Annotated in this window: 18 protein-coding genes and 1 riboswitch; of the genes, 7 read left to right on the top strand and 11 right to left on the bottom strand. The window is 72.3% G+C overall.

Features of this window, described 5'->3' with window-relative positions; all coding sequences use genetic code 11:
• The first annotated feature begins 49 nt into the window (after window positions 1-49).
• Window positions 50-982, top strand: a complete 933-nt coding sequence (locus ACFQLX_RS23165) for a DNA-3-methyladenine glycosylase family protein (RefSeq protein ID WP_386418121.1) — start codon at window positions 50-52, stop codon at window positions 980-982.
• Between the two features lie 59 nt (window positions 983-1,041).
• Here the strand turns inward: ACFQLX_RS23165 and ACFQLX_RS23160 are convergent, their stop codons facing one another.
• Entirely contained in the window at window positions 1,042-2,163 is a 1,122-nt protein-coding gene (locus ACFQLX_RS23160) for an acyl-CoA dehydrogenase family protein (protein WP_386418144.1), read from the bottom strand.
• Window positions 2,164-2,345: 182 nt separating this feature from the next.
• On the bottom strand, window positions 2,346-3,500 hold the full coding sequence (locus tag ACFQLX_RS23155) for an LCP family protein (protein ID WP_386418119.1): 1,155 nt from the start codon (window positions 3,498-3,500) through the stop codon (window positions 2,346-2,348).
• 128 nt (window positions 3,501-3,628) lie between these two features.
• On the opposite strand from ACFQLX_RS23155, the gene ACFQLX_RS23150 reads away from it, so the two are divergent.
• The 3 genes from ACFQLX_RS23150 to ACFQLX_RS23140 all read left to right on the top strand — a co-directional run bounded on the left by ACFQLX_RS23150 (window position 3,629) and on the right by ACFQLX_RS23140 (window position 8,211).
• Window positions 3,629-4,969: a UDP-glucose dehydrogenase family protein gene (locus ACFQLX_RS23150; protein ID WP_386418118.1), complete on the top strand. Its 1,341-nt coding sequence runs from the start codon at window positions 3,629-3,631 to the stop codon at window positions 4,967-4,969.
• 289 nt (window positions 4,970-5,258) lie between these two features.
• Window positions 5,259-6,446 carry a dipeptidase gene (locus tag ACFQLX_RS23145; RefSeq protein ID WP_386418116.1) on the top strand — a complete coding sequence of 396 codons (1,188 nt, stop codon included), beginning with the start codon at window positions 5,259-5,261 and terminating at the stop codon, window positions 6,444-6,446.
• A gap of 295 nt (window positions 6,447-6,741) precedes the next feature.
• A riboswitch (cyclic di-AMP (ydaO/yuaA leader) is annotated at window positions 6,742-6,934 on the top strand.
• 5 nt (window positions 6,935-6,939) lie between these two features.
• The gene (locus ACFQLX_RS23140; protein ID WP_386418114.1) at window positions 6,940-8,211 is read left to right on the top strand and encodes a transglycosylase family protein; all 1,272 of its coding nucleotides are present in this window, start codon (window positions 6,940-6,942) and stop codon (window positions 8,209-8,211) included.
• Between the two features lie 94 nt (window positions 8,212-8,305).
• On the opposite strand, the gene ACFQLX_RS23135 is transcribed toward ACFQLX_RS23140, so the two are convergent.
• From ACFQLX_RS23135 to ACFQLX_RS23125, 3 genes are all read right to left on the bottom strand, one after another.
• A complete protein-coding gene (locus tag ACFQLX_RS23135) occupies window positions 8,306-8,674 on the bottom strand; it encodes a VOC family protein (RefSeq protein WP_386418112.1) in 369 nt (122 codons plus the stop codon).
• Window positions 8,675-8,760: 86 nt separating this feature from the next.
• Entirely contained in the window at window positions 8,761-9,264 is a 504-nt protein-coding gene (gene purE / locus ACFQLX_RS23130; RefSeq protein WP_386418111.1) for a 5-(carboxyamino)imidazole ribonucleotide mutase, read from the bottom strand.
• Window positions 9,261-10,391, bottom strand: a complete 1,131-nt coding sequence (locus ACFQLX_RS23125) for a 5-(carboxyamino)imidazole ribonucleotide synthase (protein ID WP_386418142.1) — start codon at window positions 10,389-10,391, stop codon at window positions 9,261-9,263. The genes purE and ACFQLX_RS23125 overlap by 4 nt, the downstream gene beginning before the upstream one ends.
• A 189-nt stretch (window positions 10,392-10,580) precedes the next feature.
• Here ACFQLX_RS23125 and ACFQLX_RS23120 point away from each other — a divergent pair, with 189 nt between their 5' ends.
• Entirely contained in the window at window positions 10,581-11,063 is a 483-nt protein-coding gene (locus ACFQLX_RS23120) for a GtrA family protein (protein ID WP_386418109.1), read from the top strand.
• Window positions 11,064-11,176: 113 nt separating this feature from the next.
• Here the strand turns inward: ACFQLX_RS23120 and ACFQLX_RS23115 are convergent, their stop codons facing one another.
• Window positions 11,177-12,427 (bottom strand): ATP-binding protein, encoded by a 1,251-nt coding sequence (locus ACFQLX_RS23115; protein WP_386418108.1) that lies wholly within the window; start codon window positions 12,425-12,427, stop codon window positions 11,177-11,179.
• Between the two features lie 9 nt (window positions 12,428-12,436).
• On the bottom strand, window positions 12,437-13,120 hold the full coding sequence (locus ACFQLX_RS23110; RefSeq protein ID WP_386418106.1) for a response regulator transcription factor: 684 nt from the start codon (window positions 13,118-13,120) through the stop codon (window positions 12,437-12,439).
• 349 nt (window positions 13,121-13,469) lie between these two features.
• On the opposite strand from ACFQLX_RS23110, the gene ACFQLX_RS23105 reads away from it, so the two are divergent.
• Window positions 13,470-14,978 (top strand): peptide MFS transporter, encoded by a 1,509-nt coding sequence (locus ACFQLX_RS23105; protein WP_386418104.1) that lies wholly within the window; start codon window positions 13,470-13,472, stop codon window positions 14,976-14,978.
• A gap of 76 nt (window positions 14,979-15,054) precedes the next feature.
• On the opposite strand, the gene ACFQLX_RS23100 is transcribed toward ACFQLX_RS23105, so the two are convergent.
• A complete protein-coding gene (locus tag ACFQLX_RS23100; RefSeq protein ID WP_386418103.1) occupies window positions 15,055-15,510 on the bottom strand; it encodes an ATP-binding protein in 456 nt (151 codons plus the stop codon).
• A 181-nt stretch (window positions 15,511-15,691) separates the two neighbouring features.
• Window positions 15,692-16,060: an STAS domain-containing protein gene (locus ACFQLX_RS23095; protein ID WP_386418101.1), complete on the bottom strand. Its 369-nt coding sequence runs from the start codon at window positions 16,058-16,060 to the stop codon at window positions 15,692-15,694.
• Window positions 16,061-16,317: 257 nt separating this feature from the next.
• Here ACFQLX_RS23095 and ACFQLX_RS23090 point away from each other — a divergent pair, with 257 nt between their 5' ends.
• The gene (locus ACFQLX_RS23090) at window positions 16,318-17,256 is read left to right on the top strand and encodes an RNA polymerase sigma factor SigF (protein ID WP_386418099.1); all 939 of its coding nucleotides are present in this window, start codon (window positions 16,318-16,320) and stop codon (window positions 17,254-17,256) included.
• A 123-nt stretch (window positions 17,257-17,379) separates the two neighbouring features.
• Here the strand turns inward: ACFQLX_RS23090 and hutI are convergent, their stop codons facing one another.
• Window positions 17,380-18,573 (bottom strand): imidazolonepropionase, encoded by a 1,194-nt coding sequence (gene hutI, locus ACFQLX_RS23085; RefSeq protein WP_386418097.1) that lies wholly within the window; start codon window positions 18,571-18,573, stop codon window positions 17,380-17,382.
• Window positions 18,570-19,889: a formimidoylglutamate deiminase gene (locus ACFQLX_RS23080; protein ID WP_386418095.1), complete on the bottom strand. Its 1,320-nt coding sequence runs from the start codon at window positions 19,887-19,889 to the stop codon at window positions 18,570-18,572. Before ACFQLX_RS23080 ends, hutI begins: the two co-directional genes overlap by 4 nt.
• Between the last annotated feature and the right edge of the window lie 143 nt (window positions 19,890-20,032).

The following is a 20,032-nucleotide window of genomic DNA, read 5'->3' as shown; positions in this document are numbered from 1 at the left end:
GGGGATCGCCCCCGTCCGCCCGGCGCTCGGCCGGTAGCCTTCCCTGGTCATGACTTCCGCACTGCGCCGCTGGACTCCCGAGGGCCCGTACGACCTGGCCCGCTCCCTGCGCGTCCTGCCGCGCGGCGGCCTCGACCCCACCTGCCGCATCAGCGCCGACACGGCCTGGCGCGCCTGCCGCACCCCCGACGGGCCGGGGACGCTGCGCGTCACCCGCACCGGGGCGGCGCTGGAGGGCGAGGCGTGGGGGCCGGGCGCGCAGTGGCTGCTGGCGCGGATGCCGGAGCTGCTGGGCGCCCAAGACGAGCCGGCGGCCTTCACCCCGCGCCACCGCCTGGTGTACGAGGCGGTGCGCCGCCATCCCGGGATACGGCTGCTGCGCACCGGCCGCGTACTGGAGTCGCTGGTGCCGGCGGTCCTGGAGCAGAAGGTCACCACCGCCGAGGCGTTCGCCTCCTACCGGACGCTGGTGCGCCGCTTCGGGGAGCCCGCGCCGGGCCCCGCCCCCCGCTCCTCCGACGGGGGGCGGCCCGTCCCCCTGTACGTACCGCCGACCCCGCGCGAGTGGGCGCTCATCCCCTCCTGGGAGTGGCACCGCGCCAACGTCGACTCCAAGCGCGCCGCCACGGTCGTACGGGCCGCGCGGGTTGCCCCCCGGCTGGAGGAGGCGGCGGCCATGGACCTGCCGGCGGCCATGCACCGCCTGCAGCTGGTCCCCGGCATCGGCCCCTGGACGGCCGCCGAGACCCTGCAGCGCAGCAACGGCTTCCCCGACGCGGTCACGGTCGGCGACCTGCACCTGCCCCGCATCGTCGGCTGGTCGCTGGCCCGCGACCGCGGCGCGGACGACGCCCGCATGCTGGAACTCCTGTCCCCCTACCCGGGCCAGCGCCACCGCGCCACGCGCTACATCTGCCTCGCGGGCGCGAAGCCCCCGCGCCGCGAACCGAAGCGGCCGGTGGGGAACATCGTGGGGCTGTAGGGCCCCGGACATGGGAAACGGCCCTCCACCGAAGCGAAGGGCCGTTTCCCATAAGGGACTTACGGCAGATTGCGGGCCATAACGATCCGCTGGACCTGGTTCGTGCCTTCGTAGATCTGGGTGATCTTGGCATCCCGCATCATCCGCTCCAGCGGGTAGTCGCGGGTGTAGCCGTAGCCGCCCAGGAGCTGGACCGCGTCCGTGGTGACCTCCATGGCGACGTCCGAGGCGAAGCACTTGGCCGCGGCGCCGAAGAAGGTGAGGTCCTCGTGGGCGCCGCCCGCGGAGACGCGCTCGGACTTGGCGGCGGCGGCGTAGGTGAGCTGGCGGGCCGCCTCGATCTTCATGCCCATGTCGGCGAGCATGAACTGCACGCCCTGGAAGTCGCCGATCGGCTTGCCGAACTGCTTGCGCTCCTGGACGTAGCCCTTGGCGTAGTCCAGGGCGCCCTGGGCGACGCCGAGGGCCTGGGCGGCGATGGTGATGCGGGTGTGGTCCAGGGTCTTCATCGCGGTGGCGAAGCCCGTGCCCTCCGCGCCGATCATGCGGTCGGCGGGGATGCGGACGTTGTCGAGGTAGACCTCGCGGGTCGGGGAGCCCTTGATGCCGAGCTTCTTCTCCGGGGCGCCGAAGGAGACGCCGGGGTCGGACTTCTCCACGACGAAGGCGGAGATGCCCTTGGAGCGCTTCTCCGGGTCGGTGACGGCCATCACCGTGTAGTACTCCGAGACGCCGGCGTTGGTGATCCAGCGCTTGACGCCGTTGAGCACCCAGTAGTCGCCGTCGCGCACCGCGCGGGTCTTCATGCCCGCCGCGTCGGAGCCGGCGTCCGGCTCGGAGAGGCAGTACGAGAACATCGCGTCGCCCTTGGCCAGCGGCGTCATGTACGTCGCCTTCAGCTCCTCGGAGCCGGCGAGCAGCACCGGCAGCGAGCCGAGCTTGTTGACCGCGGGGATCAGGGAGGAGGAGCAGCACACGCGTGCCACCTCCTCGATCACGATGACCGTGGCGAGGGCGTCCGCGCCGGCGCCCCCGTAGGACTCGGGGACGTGCACGGCGTGCAGGTCGCCCGCGACGAGGGCGTCGAGGGCCTCCTGCGGGAAGCGGGCCTCCTCGTCGACCTCGGCGGCGAACGGGGCGATCTTCGCCTCGGCCAGCGAGCGGACCGCCTCGCGGAGCATGCCGTGCTCCTCGGCCGGGCGGTACAGGTCGAATTCGGGCGCTCCTGCTGCCAAAGCTCCACTCCCAGCACTGGATGCTAACTACCGTTAAGTAATGTCGATGGTAGAGGCGGCCGGGGGCCGGCACCACGTGAGCTTCCTTACGGGCGGGCGGTGACGGCGCCCGGGGAGCCGGGGCGGTGTCAGCGGGCGGTGTCGCCGAGGCGGTCGACGGGGTACTTGGCGGTGTAGACGTCCATGGTGTCGTTGCGCATGGCCTCCCAGAGCGGCTGCATCGCGCCGCGGTCCAGGACGACGACGGACTGCCGGTCGATGGTGTCGAAGCCGGCGACGGGCGCGTTCATGAAGACCATGTGCCGGGTGCGCACGCCGCGCATGTCCCACATGAGGTCGCGCAGCGCGGAGTCGGTGAGGCGGTCGTCGACGCTGACGGTGGCGGTGACGGTGTCGAGGAGCTTCTTGGCCTTCAGCGGGTTGGCGAGGTTGCCGGAGCTGAGGGTCTTGTCGAGGACCCGCTTGAGGAACTCCTGCTGGCGCTGGGTGCGGTCGAGGTCGCCGCGCGGGAGGCCGTGGCGCTCGCGTACGTAGTCGAGTGCCTCCTCGCCGTCCATGTGGTGGGTGCCGGCGGTCCACTGCCTGCCGCCGTTGCGGCGGGGGGTGGTCGTGGGGATGGTGATGTCGACGCCGCCGACGGCGTCGGTGAGCTTCTTGAAGCCGCTCCAGTCGATGACGGCGAGGTGGTCGACCTTGACCTTGGTGAGGCGCTGGACGGTGTCGATGAGCAGCGGGGGGCCGCCCCAGGAGAAGGCGGCGTTGAGCTTGGCGCTGCCGTGGCCGGGGACGGGGACCCAGGAGTCGCGGGGCAGGGAGACGACGTAGGCGTTGTCGCGGTCCTGGGGTATGTGGACGAGCATCATGGTGTCGCTGCGCTGGGCGCCGGGCTTCCACTGGACGGCGCCCCCCGCGTCGGCGCCGGTGGTGGGGAGGTCGGAGCGGCGGTCGATGCCGACGAGGAGGTACGTCTGGCCGCCGGCGCTCTCCTGGGGGCGGGCGCTCTCGGGGACGTTGGTGGGGAAGGCGCCGGGGATGCGGTCGACGCGGCCGGTGTAGTGCTCGTAGGCCCACCAGCTGCTGCCGAGGACCAGGGCGAGGCCCAGGCCGAGGAGGGTGAGGGCGGTGAGGAGGACGAGGCGGGTGCGGCGGGTGCGGCGGCGGGCGGGCTTGGTGCTCCCGGGTCCGTCGGGCTCTTCGGACCCGGTGCCGCCGGGCTCGGGGGTGCTGCCGTCGGGGGGCAGGATGCCCCGGTCGGTTTCGTCTGTCCGCTGCCGCTGTCGCACGTCGCGCCTCTTCCCCACCGTCGTGGGCCGGGTCGGCCCGTATGGGAGACACCGCAGGCGGGGGGATGGTTGCGTACGTGGTTATGCTCGGGTGCTCCGAAGCGACCCCCTGCGAAAGGATCCAGCCGATGGCACCCAGGATCACGGTGATCGGTACCGGCTATCTCGGGGCGACGCACGCCGCGGCGATGGCGGAGCTGGGCTTCGAGGTGCTGGGGCTGGACGTGGTCCCGGAGAAGGTGGAGCTGCTCTCCTCGGGCCGGGTGCCGATGTACGAGCCGGGTCTTGAGGAGTTGCTCGCCCGGCATGTGGCGGGGCTGGAGGGTTCGACCGGGCGGCTGCGCTTCACGATGGACTGGGCGGAGGTCGCCGAGTTCGGTGATGTGCACTTCGTCTGCGTCAACACCCCGCAGAAGCACGGGGAGTACGCCTGCGACATGTCCTATGTGGACTCCGCGATGGAGTCCCTGGCCAAGCACCTGGACCGGCCGGCGCTGGTGGTCGGCAAGTCGACGGTGCCGGTGGGCAGCGCGGAGCGGCTGGCGGCGCGGATCGTGGAGCTGGCGCCGGCGGGCGACGGGGTGGAGCTGGCGTGGAACCCGGAGTTCCTGCGCGAGGGCTTCGCGGTCCAGGACACCCTGCGTCCGGACCGGATCGTGGTGGGGGTGCGCGGTGAGCGGGCCGAGGCGCTGCTGCGGGAGGTGTACGCGACGCCGATCGCGGCGGGGACGCCGTTCGTGGTGACGGACTTCCCCACGGCGGAGCTGGTGAAGACCTCCGCGAACTCCTTCCTGGCCACGAAGATCTCCTTCATCAACGCGATGGCGGAGGTCTGCGAGGCGGCGGGCGGTGATGTGGCGAAGCTGGCGGAGGCGCTGGGGCACGACGAGCGCATCGGTGCGAAGTTCCTGCGGGCGGGTGTCGGCTTCGGCGGGGGGTGCCTGCCCAAGGACATCCGGGCGTTCATGGCGCGAGCCGGTGAGCTGGGGGTGAACCAGGCGCTGACGTTCCTGCGCGAGGTGGACTCCATCAACATGCGCCAGCGGGCGCAGGCGGTGGAGCTGGCGCGCGAGGCGTGCGGCGGGGACTTCCTGGGCAAGCGGGTGGCGGTGCTGGGGGCGGCGTTCAAGCCGGACTCCGACGATGTGCGGGACTCGCCGGCGTTGAACGTGGCGGGGCAGATCCATCTGCAGGGCGGGCAGGTCACGGTGTACGACCCGAAGGCGATGGCCAATGCGCGGCGGCTGTTTCCGACGCTGGGGTACGCGGACTCCGCGGTGGAGGCGGTGCGGGGGGCGGATGTGGTGCTGCATCTGACGGAGTGGCGTGAGTTCCGTGAGTTGGATCCTGCGGAGTTGGGGGCGGTTGCCTCTCGGCGGGTTGTTATTGACGGGCGGGGGGCGTTGGATTCTGCGGTGTGGCGCTCGGCGGGATGGGTGTTCCGGGCGATGGGTCGACCGCGGGCCTAGTTTTTCGGGGGTGGCTGGTCACGTCGCGCTGCGGGGGCTTCGCCCCCGGCCCCCGGATCGCTGCTTCGCAGCTCTGGCCTCAAACGCCGGCCGGGCTGTATTGGCGCTGCGCGCCTCGTCCTCAAACGCCGGACGGGCTGGGAGTGGTGCTTTCGCGCCTCGACCTCAGGCGCCGGACAGGCTGGGGGTGGTGCTTTCGCGCCATGGCCTCAAGCGCCGGACAGGCTGAGTTGCGGCTTCGTGCGGGCCCTTGCGGGGGCTGGGGGGTGGGGTCGTTAGGGTCGGGCGTATGAACGAGCTTCTTGCGCATGCCGTGAATCTGCTGGCCGAGTATCCGATCGTGGACGGGCACAACGATCTGCCGTGGGCCTTGCGGGAGCAGGTGGCGTACGACCTGGAGCTGCTGGATATCTCGCAGGACCAGCGGGCGCGGTTGCACACCGATCTGCGGCGGTTGCGGGCCGGTGGGGTGGGGGCGCAGTTCTGGTCGGTGTACGTGCCCTCGTCGCTGGTCGGCGGGGCGGCGCTGACCGCGACGCTGGAGCAGGTCGACGCGGTGCGGCTGCTGGCCGCGCGCTATCCGCGCGAGCTGCGGCTGTCGTTCACGGCGGCCGACATGGAGACGGCGCGTTCCGAGGGGCGGATCGCCTCGCTGATGGGTGCGGAGGGCGGGCACTCCATCGACAACTCCCTCGGTGCGCTGCGGGGGTTGTACGAGCTGGGGGTGCGCTACATGACGCTCACCCACAACGACAGCAACGACTGGGCGGACTCCGCCACCGACGAGCCGCGCCACGACGGGCTGGCCCCGTTCGGCGAGGAGGTCGTGCGGGAGATGAACCGGCTCGGGATGCTCGTCGACCTCTCCCACACCGCCCCGGCGACGATGCGCGACGCGCTGCGGGTGAGCGAGGCGCCGGTGATCTTCTCGCACTCCTCGGCGCGGGCGGTCTGCGACCATCCGCGCAACATCCCCGACGACGTGCTGGAGCGGCTGGCGGTGAACGGGGGCGTGGCGATGGCGACGTTCGTACCGAAGTTCGTCCTGCCCGCGGCCATCGAGTGGACCCTCTCCGCGGACGCGAACATGCGCGCGCACGGGCTGGATCCGCTCGATCTGAGCGAGGAGGGCAAGCGGGTCCAGCTCGCCTTCGAGGCGGCCAATCCGCGCCCGGTGGCGACGGTTTCGGTGGTTGCGGACCATCTTGACCACATGCGCGAGGTTGCCGGAGTCAACCATATTGGTATCGGTGGGGACTACGACGGCACCGCTTTCACTCCGGCCGGGCTGGAGGACGTGGCGGGATATCCGAATCTCATCGCCGAGCTTTTGCGCCGCAACTGGTCTGATTCAGACATTTCCCAGCTGACATGGCGCAATGCCGTGCGCGTGCTGGCGGATGCCGAATCGGTCGCAACGGACATCTCGGGGCGTCGCGGACCTTCTGTCGTCACGCTCGGTTCGGTAGTGGCCTAAGTCACGGATAAATGCGCCCACATTGATCCACTCGGCGGCCGGTTCGCCGCGGCGTCCCCATCTGCCCTTCCCAGGGCCGGGATTGGGGGCATGCGGGCGAACCGGCCGCCCACTGGGCGATCTTGGACGCTTGGTCCGTAGCGTCGCTTAGGTCCGTTTTGAGGTGGCGAAATGATGTTTAGACCTCTGCGGAGAGCTTGTTAAGGGACAACCCTTATGCCTACGGTGCTCGCCATGTTCCGTATGTGACCCGGGAGCATCTCGCAGCCGGTACGCCTAGTTCTGCCGCCGGTTCGCGTGCAAACGACTTATGTCACCAGGCAGAAGCGGGGGACCCACAGGTAAGCCGCCCGTCCGTGCGCCCATGCGCGGAGGGGCTTGGGGTGAAGTCGCGCCTCGAATCGGAATCCATGATTCCGCTTCAGGCCGGCCGGGCGATTCTCCAGCCCGAACCCGACAGCTCACCTCGCAGGCGTCGGAGAGGAGCACCACCATGTCCGCACGCGCACGTCATCGTCGCCTCGGCCGCATAGCGCGTTCCCGTACGACCCTCGTCGTCGCCGCCTCCGGCGCCGGCGTCGCCCTGCCGCTGCTGGCGGGCGCCGGCAGCGCACAGGCCGCCTCCGTCGACACCTGGGACGCCGTCGCCCAGTGCGAGGCCACCGGCAACTGGGCCATCAACACCGGCAACGGCTTCTACGGCGGCCTGCAGTTCGTGCAGAGCACCTGGGACGCCTACGGCGGCGGGGCGTACGCCTCGCGCGCCGACCTCGCCACCAAGGAGCAGCAGATCGCGGTCGCCGAGAAGGTGCTCGCCGACCAGGGCCCCGGCGCCTGGCCGCACTGCTCGCAGGTGGCCGGCCTGACCCAGGGCGGCCCCGCCCCGGAGCTGGGCGGCTCCGACGAGGAGTCCGCCGAGCAGTCGGCCGCGAAGCCCGCCGAACAGCCTGCCGAACAGCAGGAGAGCGCCCCGGCCGCCCCGGCCGAGAAGCCTGCTACGAAGCCCGCTGAGCAGGTCGCCGCCCCGCAGACCACCACCAAGCCGGGCACCTACCACGTGGTCAAGGGCGACACCCTCTGGGACATCGCCCAGCGCCACGAGGTCAAGGGCGGCTGGAAGTCCGTCTACGCGGCCAACAAGGCCGTCATCGGCGGCGACCCGGACCTGATCTTCCCCGGCCAGCGCTACGAGCTGGGCGCGAAGTCCCAGGTCACCTTCGAGGCCCCCAAGACCTCGCAGGCTCCCCGGGCCCAGCAGTCCTCCGCGCGCACCGCCACCACCGAGGCGCCCAAGGCCGCCACGCAGGAGCAGGGCGGCGCCGAGGAGGCTCCTGCCGACTCCACCGGCGCCAGCACCACCAGCGGCTACGTCCGCCCGGTCCCGTCCGGCATCTCCACCCCGTACCACCAGGCGGGCGGCTCCTGGGCCTCCGGCTACCACACCGGTGTGGACTTCTCCGCCGCCAGCGGCACCTCCGTGCACGCCATAGCGGCCGGCACCGTGGTCTCCGCGGGCTGGTCCGGCTCGTACGGCAACGAGGTCGTCCTCAAGCACGCCGACGGCCGCTACAGCCAGTACGCCCACCTCTCCTCGCTGTCGGTCTCGGCCGGTCAGACGGTCGGCGCGGGCACCCAGCTGGGCCTGTCGGGCTCCACGGGCAACTCCACGGGCCCGCACCTGCACTTCGAGGTGCGCACCACCCCGAACTACGGCTCGGACATAGACCCGCTCGCGTACCTGCGCGCGCACGGCGTCAACGTCTGATCCGCGCCCCACGCGCACGGCAGTGCACGGCAGTGCACAGCAATAGACGGCAGAGCCCCCCGGTTCCGGCGGACCGGGGGGCTCTGCCGTGCGCTCAGCAGGCGCAGAGGCAGAACGGGTGGCCGGCCGGGTCCGCGTAGACCCGCCAGCCGCGCTCGCCGTCGCCGGCGTCCAGCAGCGTCGCGCCCAGGGCGAGGACCCGCTCCTGCGCCGAGTCCAGCTCCGCGCGCGGCACTTCGAGGTCGAGGTGGAGCTGCTGGGCGCCGGTGGTGCCGGGCCACTGCGGCGCCACGTGCCCGGGCACGTGCTGGAAGGCGAGGCGGGCGCCGCCCTCCAGGGTGAGCTCGATCCAGTCCTCGTGGACCTGCTTGACCGTGCCGCCGAGGACCTGGGCGTAGAACTCCGCGAGCGCGCGGGGGTCGCGGCAGTCGAGGGCGGTCGGGCCGAGTACGGCGATGGGCATGGGGGCTCCTCCGTGCGGGTGGCGGGTACGGGTAACGAACCCCGCCACCGCATCATTCCCCCAACGGGGCGCGCCCGCGCGGAGGTTCAGCCCTCAAGCTTCGCCCGCAGCCGGCGGCCCTTCTCCGTCGCCTGCGCGTTCAGGTCCTCCTGGAACGCCTCCATGCGCGCGCGCACCTCCGGCTCGTACGCGCCGATGATCCGCGCGGCGAGCAGGCCCGCGTTGCGCGCGCCGCCGACCGAGACCGTGGCGACGGGGACGCCGGCCGGCATCTGCACGATGGACAGCAGGGAGTCCATGCCGTCGAGGTACTTCAGCGGGACCGGCACCCCGATCACCGGCAGCGGGGTCACCGAGGCGAGCATGCCGGGCAGGTGCGCCGCGCCGCCCGCGCCGGCGACGATCGCCTTCAGGCCGCGGCCCGCGGCGGCCTCCCCGTACGCGATCATCTCGCGGGGCATCCGGTGCGCGGACAGGACGTCGACCTCGTAGGGGATCTCGAACTCGTCCAGCGCGACCGCCGCGGCCTCCATCACCGGCCAGTCGGAGTCGGAGCCCATCACGATGCCGACCTGGGGCTGCGTGCTCATTCGGTGATCGTCCCTCGCAGGTAGCCGGCCGCGTGCCGGGCGCGGTCGCGGACGTCCGCGAGCTCGTCGCCGTAGGTGTTGACGTGGCCGACCTTGCGGCCGGGCTTCACGTCCTTGCCGTACATGTGGATCTTCAGGCCGGGGTCGCGGGCCATGCAGTGCAGGTACGCCTGGTACATGTCGGGGTAGTCGCCGCCCAGGACGTTCGCCATGACCGTCCACCTCGCGCGCGGGCGCGGGTCGCCCAGCGGGAGGTCGAGGACCGCGCGGACGTGGTTGGCGAACTGGGAGGTGACGGCGCCGTCCTGGGTCCAGTGGCCGGAGTTGTGCGGGCGCATGGCCAGCTCGTTGACGAGGATCGCGGGCTCGCCGTCCGCGCCGGCGACCTCGAACAGCTCCACCGCGAGATGGCCCACCACGTCCAGCTCGCGGGCCACCCGCAGCGCCAACTCCTGGGCACGCAGGGCCAGTTCGGGCGCCAGGTCGGGGGCGGGGGCGATGACCGTGTCGCAGACCCCGGCCACCTGGACGGACTCCACCACCGGGTAGGCGACCGCCTGGCCGCTGGGCGAGCGCACCACGTTGGCGGCCAGCTCGCGCCGGAAGTCGACCTTCTCCTCCGCCAGTACGGGCACGCCGGCGCGGAAGGGCTCGGCGGCGTCGGCCTCGGAGCGGACGAACCAGACGCCCTTGCCGTCGTAGCCGCCGCGCACCGTCTTGAGGATGACGGGGTAGCCGTCGCCCTCCTGCGCGAAGCGCGTCACGTCGGCGGGGTCGGCGACCAGCCGGTGGCGCGGGCAGGGGACGCCCAATTCAGTGAGGCGGGCGCGCATGACGCCCTTGTCCTGGGCGTGCGCCAGCGCCTCGGGCCCGGGGCGCACGGCGACGCCCTCCGCCCGCAGCGCGCGCAGGTGCTCCAGGGGGACGTGCTCGTGGTCGAAGGTGATCACGTCGCAGCCGCGGGCGAACTCGCGCAGGGTGTCCAGGTCTCGGTGGTCGCCCACCACCACCTCGCCCGCGACGAGGGCGGCGGAGTCCCTGGGGGTGTCGCTGAGCAGCTTGAACCTGACGCCGAGCGGGATGCCGGCCTCGTGCGTCATACGGGCGAGCTGGCCACCGCCGACCATGCCGACTACGGGGAATGTCACGTGGTCAAGGGTACGTCAAGGGAAATCGCCGAAGCCGGTGACACTTTCCACACCCCGGCCCGTGTCCGGGCCCGGCGGTTAGCATGAGGGACGAATGCGACCGGCGAGGCGATTCGTCCCGGGGCGGCGAACCCGTACCGGAACGGACCGCGACACACAGGGGAACTCATGAGGGCACAACCCGCCATATCGGCACGGCTGGGTGCCCTCGCCCGCGAGCTGGTGAAGTTCGCCGTCGTCGGCGGGGCCGGCGTCGCGGTCAACTTCGCCGTCTTCAACCTGCTGCACCTGGGCTTCGACGTACGCGTCGGCCGGGCGAACGTGGCCGCGATCAGCGTGGCGGTCTTCTTCAACTACCTGGGCTTCCGCCACTTCACCTACCGCGATCGCGAGCGGCTGGCGCGGCGGCGGGAGTTGGGGCTCTTCCTGCTCTTCTCGCTGGTCGGCCTGGTGATCGAGACGGGTCTGGTCTACGCGACGACGTACGTCTTCCACTGGGACAGCGCGGTGGAGGTGAACGTCTTCAAGGTGGTGGGGATCGGGGTGGCGTCGGTCTTCCGCTTCCTCTCCTATCGGATGTGGGTGTTCCGGGTGGCGCCTCCGCAGGCGCGGGCAGCGGGGGACAGAGAGGCCGAGCACGCAGGGATCTGAGGGGGACGGGTCGTTTTCCGGTCGTCCCCGGCCCTGCACTTTCCCTTCCGGGCCGCGTCAGTTCGTCCCGGTGCGCCTCGGCTGGTGCTGGTCGGCTCGCGGCCCGGACCGGGCTAGTGCTGGTCCGCTTCTCTTCCCAGGAACAGCGCGAACACCGGCGGCTTCTGCTGGACCAGTTCCAGGCGGCCGCCGTCCGCCTCCGCCAGGTCGCGGGCCACCGCCAGGCCCAGGCCCGTGGAGTTGCGGCCGCTCACCGTGCGTTCGAAGACGCGTGAGCCCAGGTCGGGGGAGACGCCCGGGCCCTCGTCGGTCACCTCGACCACCACCTGCGTGCCCGTGACGCGGGTACGGATCGCGACCCGGCCCTCCCCGTGCATCAGGGAGTTCTCGATCAGCGTGGCCAGCACCTGCGCCACCGCGCCCGGCGTCGCGACCGCGCGCAGGCCGCGTTTTCCCGAGCGTACGATCGCGCGGCCGGCCTGGCGGCAGGCGGGGCGCCACTCCTCGATCTGCTGCTTGACGACCTCGTCCACGTCCATCCCCACCGCCAGTCCGGTGCGCGGGTCGCGGGAGTTGGTGAGCAGCCGCTGCACCACGTCCGTCAGCCGCTCGACCTGGGTGAGGGCGATGGCGGCCTCCTCCCGCAGCGTCTCCGGCTCCCCGGTCGCGGCGGTCGCCGCGATCTCCTCCAGCCGCATGGAGAGCGCCGTCAGCGGGGTGCGCAGCTGGTGGGAGGCGTCGGCGGCGAGGCGGCGCTCGGCGGTGAGCATCTTGGAGATCCGCTCGGCGCTGACGTCCAGCACGTCGGCCACCCGGTCCAGCTCCGCGACGCCGTAGCGGCGGTGCTTGCCGCGGTGGTCGCCGGAGCCCAGGCGCTCGGCGGTCTCGGCGAGGTCGGTGAGGGGGGCGGTGAGCCGGTTGGCCTGGCGGACGGCGAGGAGGACGGCGGCGGCGACGGCGAGCAGGGCGACGCCGGCGATGACGGCGAGGTTGCGGCCGATCTCGGAGTTCACGCCGGCGCGCGACTGGTAGACGGTGGCACTCGCCCCCGCGTCGTTCTCCACGGTGGCGGTGATCCGGCCGCCGCCGGGCAGCGCGCCCAGCCGTACGGGCGCGCTGCCGGGTCCGGTACGGACCACCGCGGCGCCCTCGTCCAGCTGCCCGGCCAGCGAGGCGGCGGTGACGGGGACCCCGGCGGCGAGCTTGGTCTCGGCCGCCGACAGGAGGCGCACCGCCTCGGCGTGCACCCGGTCGTGGGCGGCGTTCTCGATGGTGCGCGACTCCACAGCGACGAGCGAGACGCCGAAGACGGCGATGACGACGAGCACCACGGCGAGCGTGGAGTTGATCAGGCGGCGGCGCATCCCCGGCGGTCAGCTCTTTTCGAAGCGGAAGCCCACACCGCGCACGGTGGCGATGTAGCGCGGGTTGGCCGCGTCGTCGCCGAGCTTCTTGCGCAGCCAGGAGATGTGCATGTCGAGGGTCTTGGTGGAGGACCACCAGGTGGTGTCCCAGACCTCGCGCATCAGCTGGTCGCGGGTGACGACCCGGCCGGCGTCGCGCACCAGCACCCGCAGCAGGTCGAACTCCTTGGCGGTGAGCTGCAGCTCCTCCTCGCCGATCCAGGCCCGGTGCGACTCGGTGTCGATACGCACCCCGTGCACCCCCGAGACGGCCGGCGTCTGGGGCTCGCCCACACCCCGGCGCAGCAGGGCCCGTACCCGCGCGAGCAGCTCGGCGAGGCGGAAGGGCTTGGTGACGTAGTCGTCGGCGCCCGCGTCCAGGCCCACCACCGTGTCGACCTCGTCGGCGCGGGCGGTGAGGACGAGGACGGGGAAGCCGTGGCCGTCGGCGCGCAGCCGGCGGCAGACCTCCAGGCCGTCCATCCCGGGCAGGCCCAGGTCCAGCACGAGCAGGTCGATGCCGCCGCGCAGCCCCGCCTCCAGCGCGGCGGGGCCGTCCTCCCGTACGTCCACGTCGTAGCCCTCACGGCGCAGGGCGCGGGCGAGCGGCTCCGAGATCGCCTCGTCGTCCTCGGCGAGCAGTACACGGGTCATGGGCCGATCGTAGTGCGCCGGGTGGGGGAGCGGGTCCGGGGCGTCCGAGCCGGTTCCCTGCACGCTGTGTGAGACACCTTACAAAACGACCTAAAGCGTCAACTCCTCGCATACGGTGTCCGAACGTCACGTTGGCTCGGGACCCATGCCCTGCCCCACGCAGGGCCGTTGGTCTCTGTCACGTGCTCCGCTGTACATCGCAGACTGGACAGTGCCGACCCGTATCACCACACGGTCGGCTTCCGGGCCGCAGCGGCTGCCGGCACGCGCCGCCGCCCGCGCCCGAGTCCGGCTGGCGGCGGGACCCCGTCCCCACACGGCCCCGCCCCCGACAGAGCAAGGAACCACCATGGCGACAAGCCTGACAAAGGCATCTGCCGCGCAGTCCCCCACCGGCGGTAAGACCTTCTTCGGCCACCCGCGGGGTCTGGCGACCCTCTTCATGACCGAGATGTGGGAGCGCTTCAGCTGGTACGGGATGCGCGCCATCCTCGTGCTGTACCTGACGGCCGCGGTCGCCGACGGCGGCATCGGCATGAAGGAGAGCACGGCCGTCGCTCTCTACGGCATCTACAACGCCCTGGTCTACATGCTGGCGATGCCCGGCGGCTGGATAGCCGACCGCCTGTGGGGCACCCGCAAGGCGGTGCTCGTCGGCGGCTCCGTCATCGCCGCCGGCCACTTCGTCCTCGCGATCCCGGTGGAGTGGACCTTCTACTGCGGCCTCGTCCTGATCGCGCTGGGCACCGGCCTGCTGAAGCCCAACGTCTCCGCGATGGTCGGCGCCCTGTACAAGGACAGCGACAGCAGCCGCCGCGACGCCGCCTTCACGCTCTTCTACATGGGCATCAACATCGGTGCCTTCGCCGCCCCGCTGGTCGTCGGCACCGTCGGCGAGAAGGTCGACTGGCACCTCGGCTTCGGTATCGCCGGCGTGGGTATGGCCCTGGCGCTGATCCAGTACGTGCTGGGCTCGCGCCACCTGGGCGACATCGGCAGGGTGCCGGCCCAGCCCGCGAGCGAGGACGAGAAGCGCGCGGTGCTGCGCAAGACGCTGCTGTGGGCCTCCGTCGCCGCCGTCGCGCTCCTCGCCGACGTCTTCTCCGGCGCCTTCACCATCGACCACCTGGTCAACGTGATGCCGATCCTGGGCGTGGCCATCCCGGCCGTCTACTTCGTGAAGATGTTCCGCACGCCGGACCTCACCTCCGGGGAGCGTTCCCGGATCAGCGCCTTCGTCTGGTTCTTCGTCACGGCCGTGCTGTTCTGGATGATCTACGACCAGTCCGGCTCGCTGCTGACGATCTTCGCGGACGACAAGACCGACCGGGGTATCGGCGGCTGGGAGTTCCCGGCGAGCTGGTTCTCCTCCGTCAACCCCGTCTACGTCATCATCCTGGCGCCGCTCTTCGCGAGCGTGTGGGTGGCCCTGGCCCGCCGCAGCCGCGAGCCCAGCACCGTGACGAAGTTCGCCCTGGCGATGCTGCTCATCGGCGGCTCCTTCGGCATCATGGCGCTGGCCGGCGCCGCCGCCGCGAACAGCGACACCGGCAAGGTCACCGTCTTCTGGCTGCTCTCCGTCTACCTGGTGCAGACCCTGGGCGAGATGTGCCTGTCCCCGGTGGGCCTGTCCCTCTCGGCGAAGCTCGCACCGACCCGGCTCGTCGGCCAGATGATGGGCCTGTGGTTCATGGCCAGCGCGACGGGCAACGCCATCAACGGCTGGGCGACCAAGCTCAACGAGCCGATGGGCGACGCGGCGTACTACACGCTGTGGGCCGTGACGGCGGTCGCGGCGAGCGGCGTGATGATGGCCGCCTCGAAGAAGATCCGCGCGGCGATGGACGCCGGCGACTGACACACCCGTACCGGCACCTCGGGCCCGGCCCCTCGTATCAGGGGCCGGGCCCGAGGTGCCGTACGCCGCACCCGCCTCACCGCGACGCGCCCAGCTCCGCCCACACCGTCTTGCCCGGGGTGTCCTGCGCGCGTTCCACGCCCCAGCGCAGGCAGAGGCGCTGGACGATGAACATGCCGTGGCCGCCGGGGCGCGCCGCGCGGTGCGGGGTGCGGGGGGCCGGGTCGCCGGCGCCCAGGTCGCTGACCTCGACGCGGACCAGCTCCGCCGCCAGGCGCAGCCGCAGCTCGTCGGGGCCGCCCGCGTGCAGGCAGGCGTTGGTGACCAGCTCCGAGACGACCAGCAGCACGTCCTCCGCCGCCGCCCGCTGCCCGGCGGTGTACGCCGGCAGCCAGCCCCAGTCGCCCAGCGCGGTGCGCGCGAAGTCCCGGGCCCGGGGCACCGCGCCGCCCGCTCCGGTCAGCCGCAGCCGCCGCACCTGCCCTATCGGCGGCTCACCGGGGCCCGGCGCATAGGGCCGGGCGGTGCTCATCGGGCCACCCCACCGCTGTCTCGGCCCACCTCGCGCCCGCCCGCCGGCGCCCGCCGCATCAGCCTGTCCACGTCATCCCTGCCTGTCATGAAGTTACGCCGGGTCTCCTGCCCTGCGTAGTCGCGTGAACACCCGCAACCCGCGCCTGATCCGCCGCCGCCCGCCCGGGCCGGCGGCGCGCTCACTCCTGGAGCGCCGCGGCGAGCGTGTCGTGGAGGGTGAAGACCGCGCCGGCGCCGGTGATCTCGAAGACCCGGGCCACCTGCGGGAGCATCGCCGCCAGGTGGACGCCGCCGCCGGCGGCCTCGGCCCGCAGCCGGGCGCCGAGCAGCACGTTGAGTCCGGTGGAGTCGCAGAACTCCAGCCCGGAGCAGTCCACGACGAGCCGGACGACCCCTTCGTCGAGGGCCTGCTCCAGCGGCAGGCGCAGCAGCTCCGCGGTGTGGAAGTCCAGCTCTCCGATGGGCGTCAGCACGGCGGAGCCGCCCGCGCGCCGCACTTCGACGCCGAGCCGTGGGCTGCTCGCGTCGCCGAGTGTCCCGCGGTCCATGCCGGCCCTCCTGGTGTTCGTCCTCGTGCTGTCCCGGATCATTATCCGCCGTCCGAGTCGTGTATATGTCCTCACGTTCACCCCCCGAACAACCCCACATTTACGAGCAAATGCGGACATCGCTCGCTTGCGCTGGAGGGTTGAGAGCGGGTAGGGCTAGAAGAGGAACCACTTTCCGAGCACCTGTCCGATGACCAGGAGGACGCCGCAGAGCGAAGCACGACGAGATGGCTTCGGCAGCCACATGCCGAAAAACGATGGAGGACACCATGTCACCCCGGCTCGACGAGGGAACCGCTTCGTCGGCGATCACCGACCCCCCGACCACCCCGACAGCAGTCCCGGAGACGGCGGCCGTCTCCCCCGGCAGCGGCATACCGCTCGCGGACCTCACCGAGGAACTCGCGCAGCTGCCCCCCTTCGACGAGGTCGCCCCGCAGGACGCGCGGGCCCTCTCCCGGACCCTCTTCGCCCGGCTCCAGGAGCTGGACGAGGGCACCCACGAGTACGCGTACGTACGCAACACCCTGGTCGAACTCAACCTCGCGCTGGTGAAGTTCGCCGCCTCCCGCTTCCGCTCCCGCAGCGAGCCGATGGAGGACATCGTCCAGGTCGGCACGATCGGCCTGATCAAGGCGATAGACCGCTTCGAGCTGGCGCGCGGGGTGGAGTTCCCCACCTTCGCGATGCCGACGATCGTCGGCGAGATCAAGCGCTTCTTCCGCGACACCTCCTGGTCGGTACGCGTCCCGCGCCGCCTGCAGGAGCTGCGCCTGGACCTGGCCAAGGCCGGCGACGAGCTGGCCCAGCAGCTGGACCGGGCGCCCACCGTGGGCGAGTTGGCCGCGCGGCTGGACCTCAGCCGCGAGGAGGTCGTCGAGGGGATGGCGGCGAGCAACGCCTACACCGCCAGCTCCCTGGACGCCCAGCCCGAGGAGGACGAGTCCGAGGGCGCGCTCGCGGACCGCATCGGCTACGAGGACCAGGGACTTGAGGGCATCGAGTACGTCGAGTCGCTCAAGCCCCTGATCGCCGGGCTGCCGCCGCGCGACCGCCGCATCCTCTCCCTGCGCTTCGTCGCCAACATGACGCAGTCGGAGATCGGCGAGGAGCTGGGCATCTCGCAGATGCACGTCTCACGGCTGCTGTCGCGGACACTGTCGCGGCTGCGGCAGGGGCTGATGGTCGAGGACTGAGCGCACCGACCGCACTGATCGGACAGCCGCACCGACGCACGGTCAACTGCCCTCCCCCACCCGGTAGTTGACTTACAGGGGGTGGCCCTTCCGCACGGAAGGGCCACCCCCTCGCGTCATGCCTCAGACCCCGAACGGCACCGCTGCGGGCACCAGTTCGCCGCGCGCCCACACCGCCGCCACCAGCGGCACCCCGGGCCGGTAGGCCAGGTGTACGTGGCTGGGCGCGTCCAGCAGCACCACGTCCGCGCGGGCGCCGGGGGTGAGGCGGCCGACGTCGGTGCGCCGCAGCGCCGCCGCGCCGCCGGCGGTGGCCGACCAGAGGGCCTCGTCGGGGGTCATGCCCATCTCCCGTACCGCCACGGCGATGCAGAACGGCATCGAACTCGTGAAGGACGAGCCGGGGTTGCAGTCGGTGGACAGCGCCACCGTCACGCCCGCGTCCAGCAGCCGGCGCGCATCGGGGTAGACGGCGCGGGTGGAGAACTCGCAGCCCGGCAGCAGCGTGCCCACCGTCGTGCCCGAGGCCAGGGCGTCGACGTCCGCCTCGGTGAGGTGGGTGAGGTGGTCGGCGGAGGCGGCCCCCAGCTCCACCGCGAGCCGCACCCCGGGCCCGTACGAGAGCTGATTGGCGTGCACGCGCGGGATCAGCCCGCGCGCCGCGCCGGCGGTGAGGATCGCGCGCGCCTGGTCGCCGTCGAAGGCGCCCTGCTCGCAGAAGACGTCGACCCAGCGGGCGTACGGGGCGCAGGCATCCAGCATCGGGCCGGTGACCAGGTCCACGTAGCCGGCCACGTCGTCGGCGAACTCGGCGGGGACGACGTGCGCGCCCAGGTAGGTGACCTCCTCCAGGTGCGCCGCCGCGACGGCCAGTGCGCGGGCCTCGTCCTCGACGGTGAGCCCGTAGCCGGACTTGGTCTCCACCGTGGTGGTGCCCTGGCGGTGCAGCTCGGCGAGGTGGCGGCGCAGGTTGGCATCAAGGGTGTTGTCGGAGGCGGCGCGGGTCGCCGCGACCGTCGTACGGATCCCGCCCGCCGCGTAAGGCCGCCCCGACATACGGGCGTTGAACTCCTCGGTGCGGTCACCGGCGAAGACCAGGTGCGAGTGGGAGTCGACGAATCCGGGGATGACGGCCCGCCCGCCCGCGTCCACGCGGTTGTCGGCGGGCGGCGCCCCGGCCGCGCTCCCCGCGTACACCACGCGCTCGCCCTCGATGACCAGCGCGGCGTCGCGGACCAGCCCGAGCGGGCCCTCCCCGAGCGTCGGATCACAGGTCGCGAGGGTGGAGATGTGGGTAATGACCGTGGAGGGGCTCATGCGTCGATCACCTGCCGGATGGCCGCGGACAGCGCCGCGGGAACGTCTTCGATGAGGGTGTGCACACCGTCGCGGACGATCTGCCGCCCGCCCACGACCGTATGGCGTACGTCCGCCGCGCCGGCGGCGAACACGGCGGCCTCCGCGGTGGCGCCCGCCCCGGCGGTGCGGACCGAATCCAGGGCGACGGTGGTGAAGTCGGCGAGCGCGCCCGCCTCGATGCGCCCCGCGCGCTCCCAGCCCAGCGCCGCGTGGCCGTCCCCGGTGGCGGCGCGCAGCAGCTGGGCGGCGGTCCAGTTGCCGCGGACGTGCGTGCGCAGCCGCTCGTCCAGCTCCATCGCCCGCGCCTCCTCCAGCAGGTCGATCACCGCGTGGCTGTCGCTGCCCAGGGAGAGCGGGGAGCCGGCGGCCTGCACGGCGAGCGCCGGTCCGATGCCGTCGGCGAGGTCGCGCTCGGTGGTGGGGCACATGCACACGCCGGTGGCGGTGGTGCCGAGCAACTCGATGTCCCCGTCGGTGAGATGGGTCGCGTGCACGGCTGTCGTACGGGGCCCCAGCGCGCCGTGCTCGGCGAGCAGCCGCGTCGGGGTGGCGCCGTGGGCGGCGAGGCACGCCTCGTTCTCGGCGCGCTGCTCGGAGAGGTGGACGTGCAGGGGGCCGCCGAGGGCGGTCGCCACGGTGGTCAACTCCCCGGCGGGGACGGCCCGTACGGAGTGGATCGCGGCGCCGATGACGGTGTGGGCGTCGCCCTTCAGCTCCCCGGCCCGCTCGGCCCACGCCTGCGCGCTGCCGTCGCTGAAGCGCAGCTGGTGCGCGGTGGGCTCGGCGCCGAAACCGGCGGAGAGGTAGGCGGTGTCGAGCAGGGTGATACGGATCCCGGCCTCCGCGGCGGCCCGGATCAGGGCGTGGCCCATGGCGTTGGGGTCGCCGTAGCGCCGGCCGCCGGGGGCGTGGTGGAGGTAGTGGAACTCCCCGACGGCGGTGATGCCGGCGAGGGCCATCTCGGCGTAGGTCGCGCGCGCGAGGGCGAGGTAGGACTCCGGGGTGAGCCGCTCGGCGGCGGCGTACATCAGCTCCCGCCAGGTCCAGAAGGTCCCCTGCCCCCGCTGGACGTGGCCGCGCAGGGCGCGGTGGAAGGCGTGGCTGTGGGCGTTGGCCAACCCCGGGACGGTCAGCCCCGCCAGGGGCACCGCCCCCGCGGGGGGTGCGGCTGCGCCGGTCGTCACGGACGTGATGGCGCCGCCGGCGGTCGCGATGAGCACGCCGTCGGCGACCTCGTCGCCGGTCCAGGCGTGCTGGGCCCAGTAGGTGGTCACCGGGTCACTTCCTTTCCATAGTTGCGCTCTGGGGGCTCCGCCCCCACGCCCCCGAATCGGCGCTACGCGCCTCTGGCCTCAAACGCCGGCCGGGCTGGAAATGGCGCTGCGCGCCATGGCGCGCAGCGCCATTTCCAGCCCGG

This window comes from Streptomyces polyrhachis (genome assembly GCF_042663125.1).
In the GTDB taxonomy this organism is placed as follows: Bacteria; Actinomycetota; Actinomycetes; order Streptomycetales; family Streptomycetaceae; genus Streptomyces; species Streptomyces polyrhachii.
Note: the sequence above shows the minus strand (reverse complement) of the source record. Positions and strands in the feature narration are given on the sequence as shown.

Coding starts and splice junctions, on each gene's coding strand:
- hutI (WP_386418097.1), bottom strand. CDS start 18,573: ATGAGCCCCTCCACGGTCATTACCCACATCTCCACCCTCGCGACCTGT.
- ACFQLX_RS23150 (WP_386418118.1), top strand. CDS start 3,629: ATGGCACCCAGGATCACGGTGATCGGTACCGGCTATCTCGGGGCGACG.
- ACFQLX_RS23135 (WP_386418112.1), bottom strand. CDS start 8,674: ATGCCCATCGCCGTACTCGGCCCGACCGCCCTCGACTGCCGCGACCCC.
- ACFQLX_RS23115 (WP_386418108.1), bottom strand. CDS start 12,427: ATGCGCCGCCGCCTGATCAACTCCACGCTCGCCGTGGTGCTCGTCGTC.
- ACFQLX_RS23160 (WP_386418144.1), bottom strand. CDS start 2,163: ATGCTCCGCGAGGCGGTCCGCTCGCTGGCCGAGGCGAAGATCGCCCCG.
- ACFQLX_RS23100 (WP_386418103.1), bottom strand. CDS start 15,510: ATGAGCACCGCCCGGCCCTATGCGCCGGGCCCCGGTGAGCCGCCGATA.
- ACFQLX_RS23105 (WP_386418104.1), top strand. CDS start 13,470: ATGGCGACAAGCCTGACAAAGGCATCTGCCGCGCAGTCCCCCACCGGC.
- ACFQLX_RS23090 (WP_386418099.1), top strand. CDS start 16,318: ATGGAGGACACCATGTCACCCCGGCTCGACGAGGGAACCGCTTCGTCG.
- ACFQLX_RS23125 (WP_386418142.1), bottom strand. CDS start 10,391: ATGGTCGGCGGTGGCCAGCTCGCCCGTATGACGCACGAGGCCGGCATC.
- ACFQLX_RS23145 (WP_386418116.1), top strand. CDS start 5,259: ATGAACGAGCTTCTTGCGCATGCCGTGAATCTGCTGGCCGAGTATCCG.
- ACFQLX_RS23120 (WP_386418109.1), top strand. CDS start 10,581: ATGAGGGCACAACCCGCCATATCGGCACGGCTGGGTGCCCTCGCCCGC.
- ACFQLX_RS23165 (WP_386418121.1), top strand. CDS start 50: ATGACTTCCGCACTGCGCCGCTGGACTCCCGAGGGCCCGTACGACCTG.
- purE (WP_386418111.1), bottom strand. CDS start 9,264: ATGAGCACGCAGCCCCAGGTCGGCATCGTGATGGGCTCCGACTCCGAC.
- ACFQLX_RS23095 (WP_386418101.1), bottom strand. CDS start 16,060: ATGGACCGCGGGACACTCGGCGACGCGAGCAGCCCACGGCTCGGCGTC.
- ACFQLX_RS23110 (WP_386418106.1), bottom strand. CDS start 13,120: ATGACCCGTGTACTGCTCGCCGAGGACGACGAGGCGATCTCGGAGCCG.
- ACFQLX_RS23140 (WP_386418114.1), top strand. CDS start 6,940: ATGTCCGCACGCGCACGTCATCGTCGCCTCGGCCGCATAGCGCGTTCC.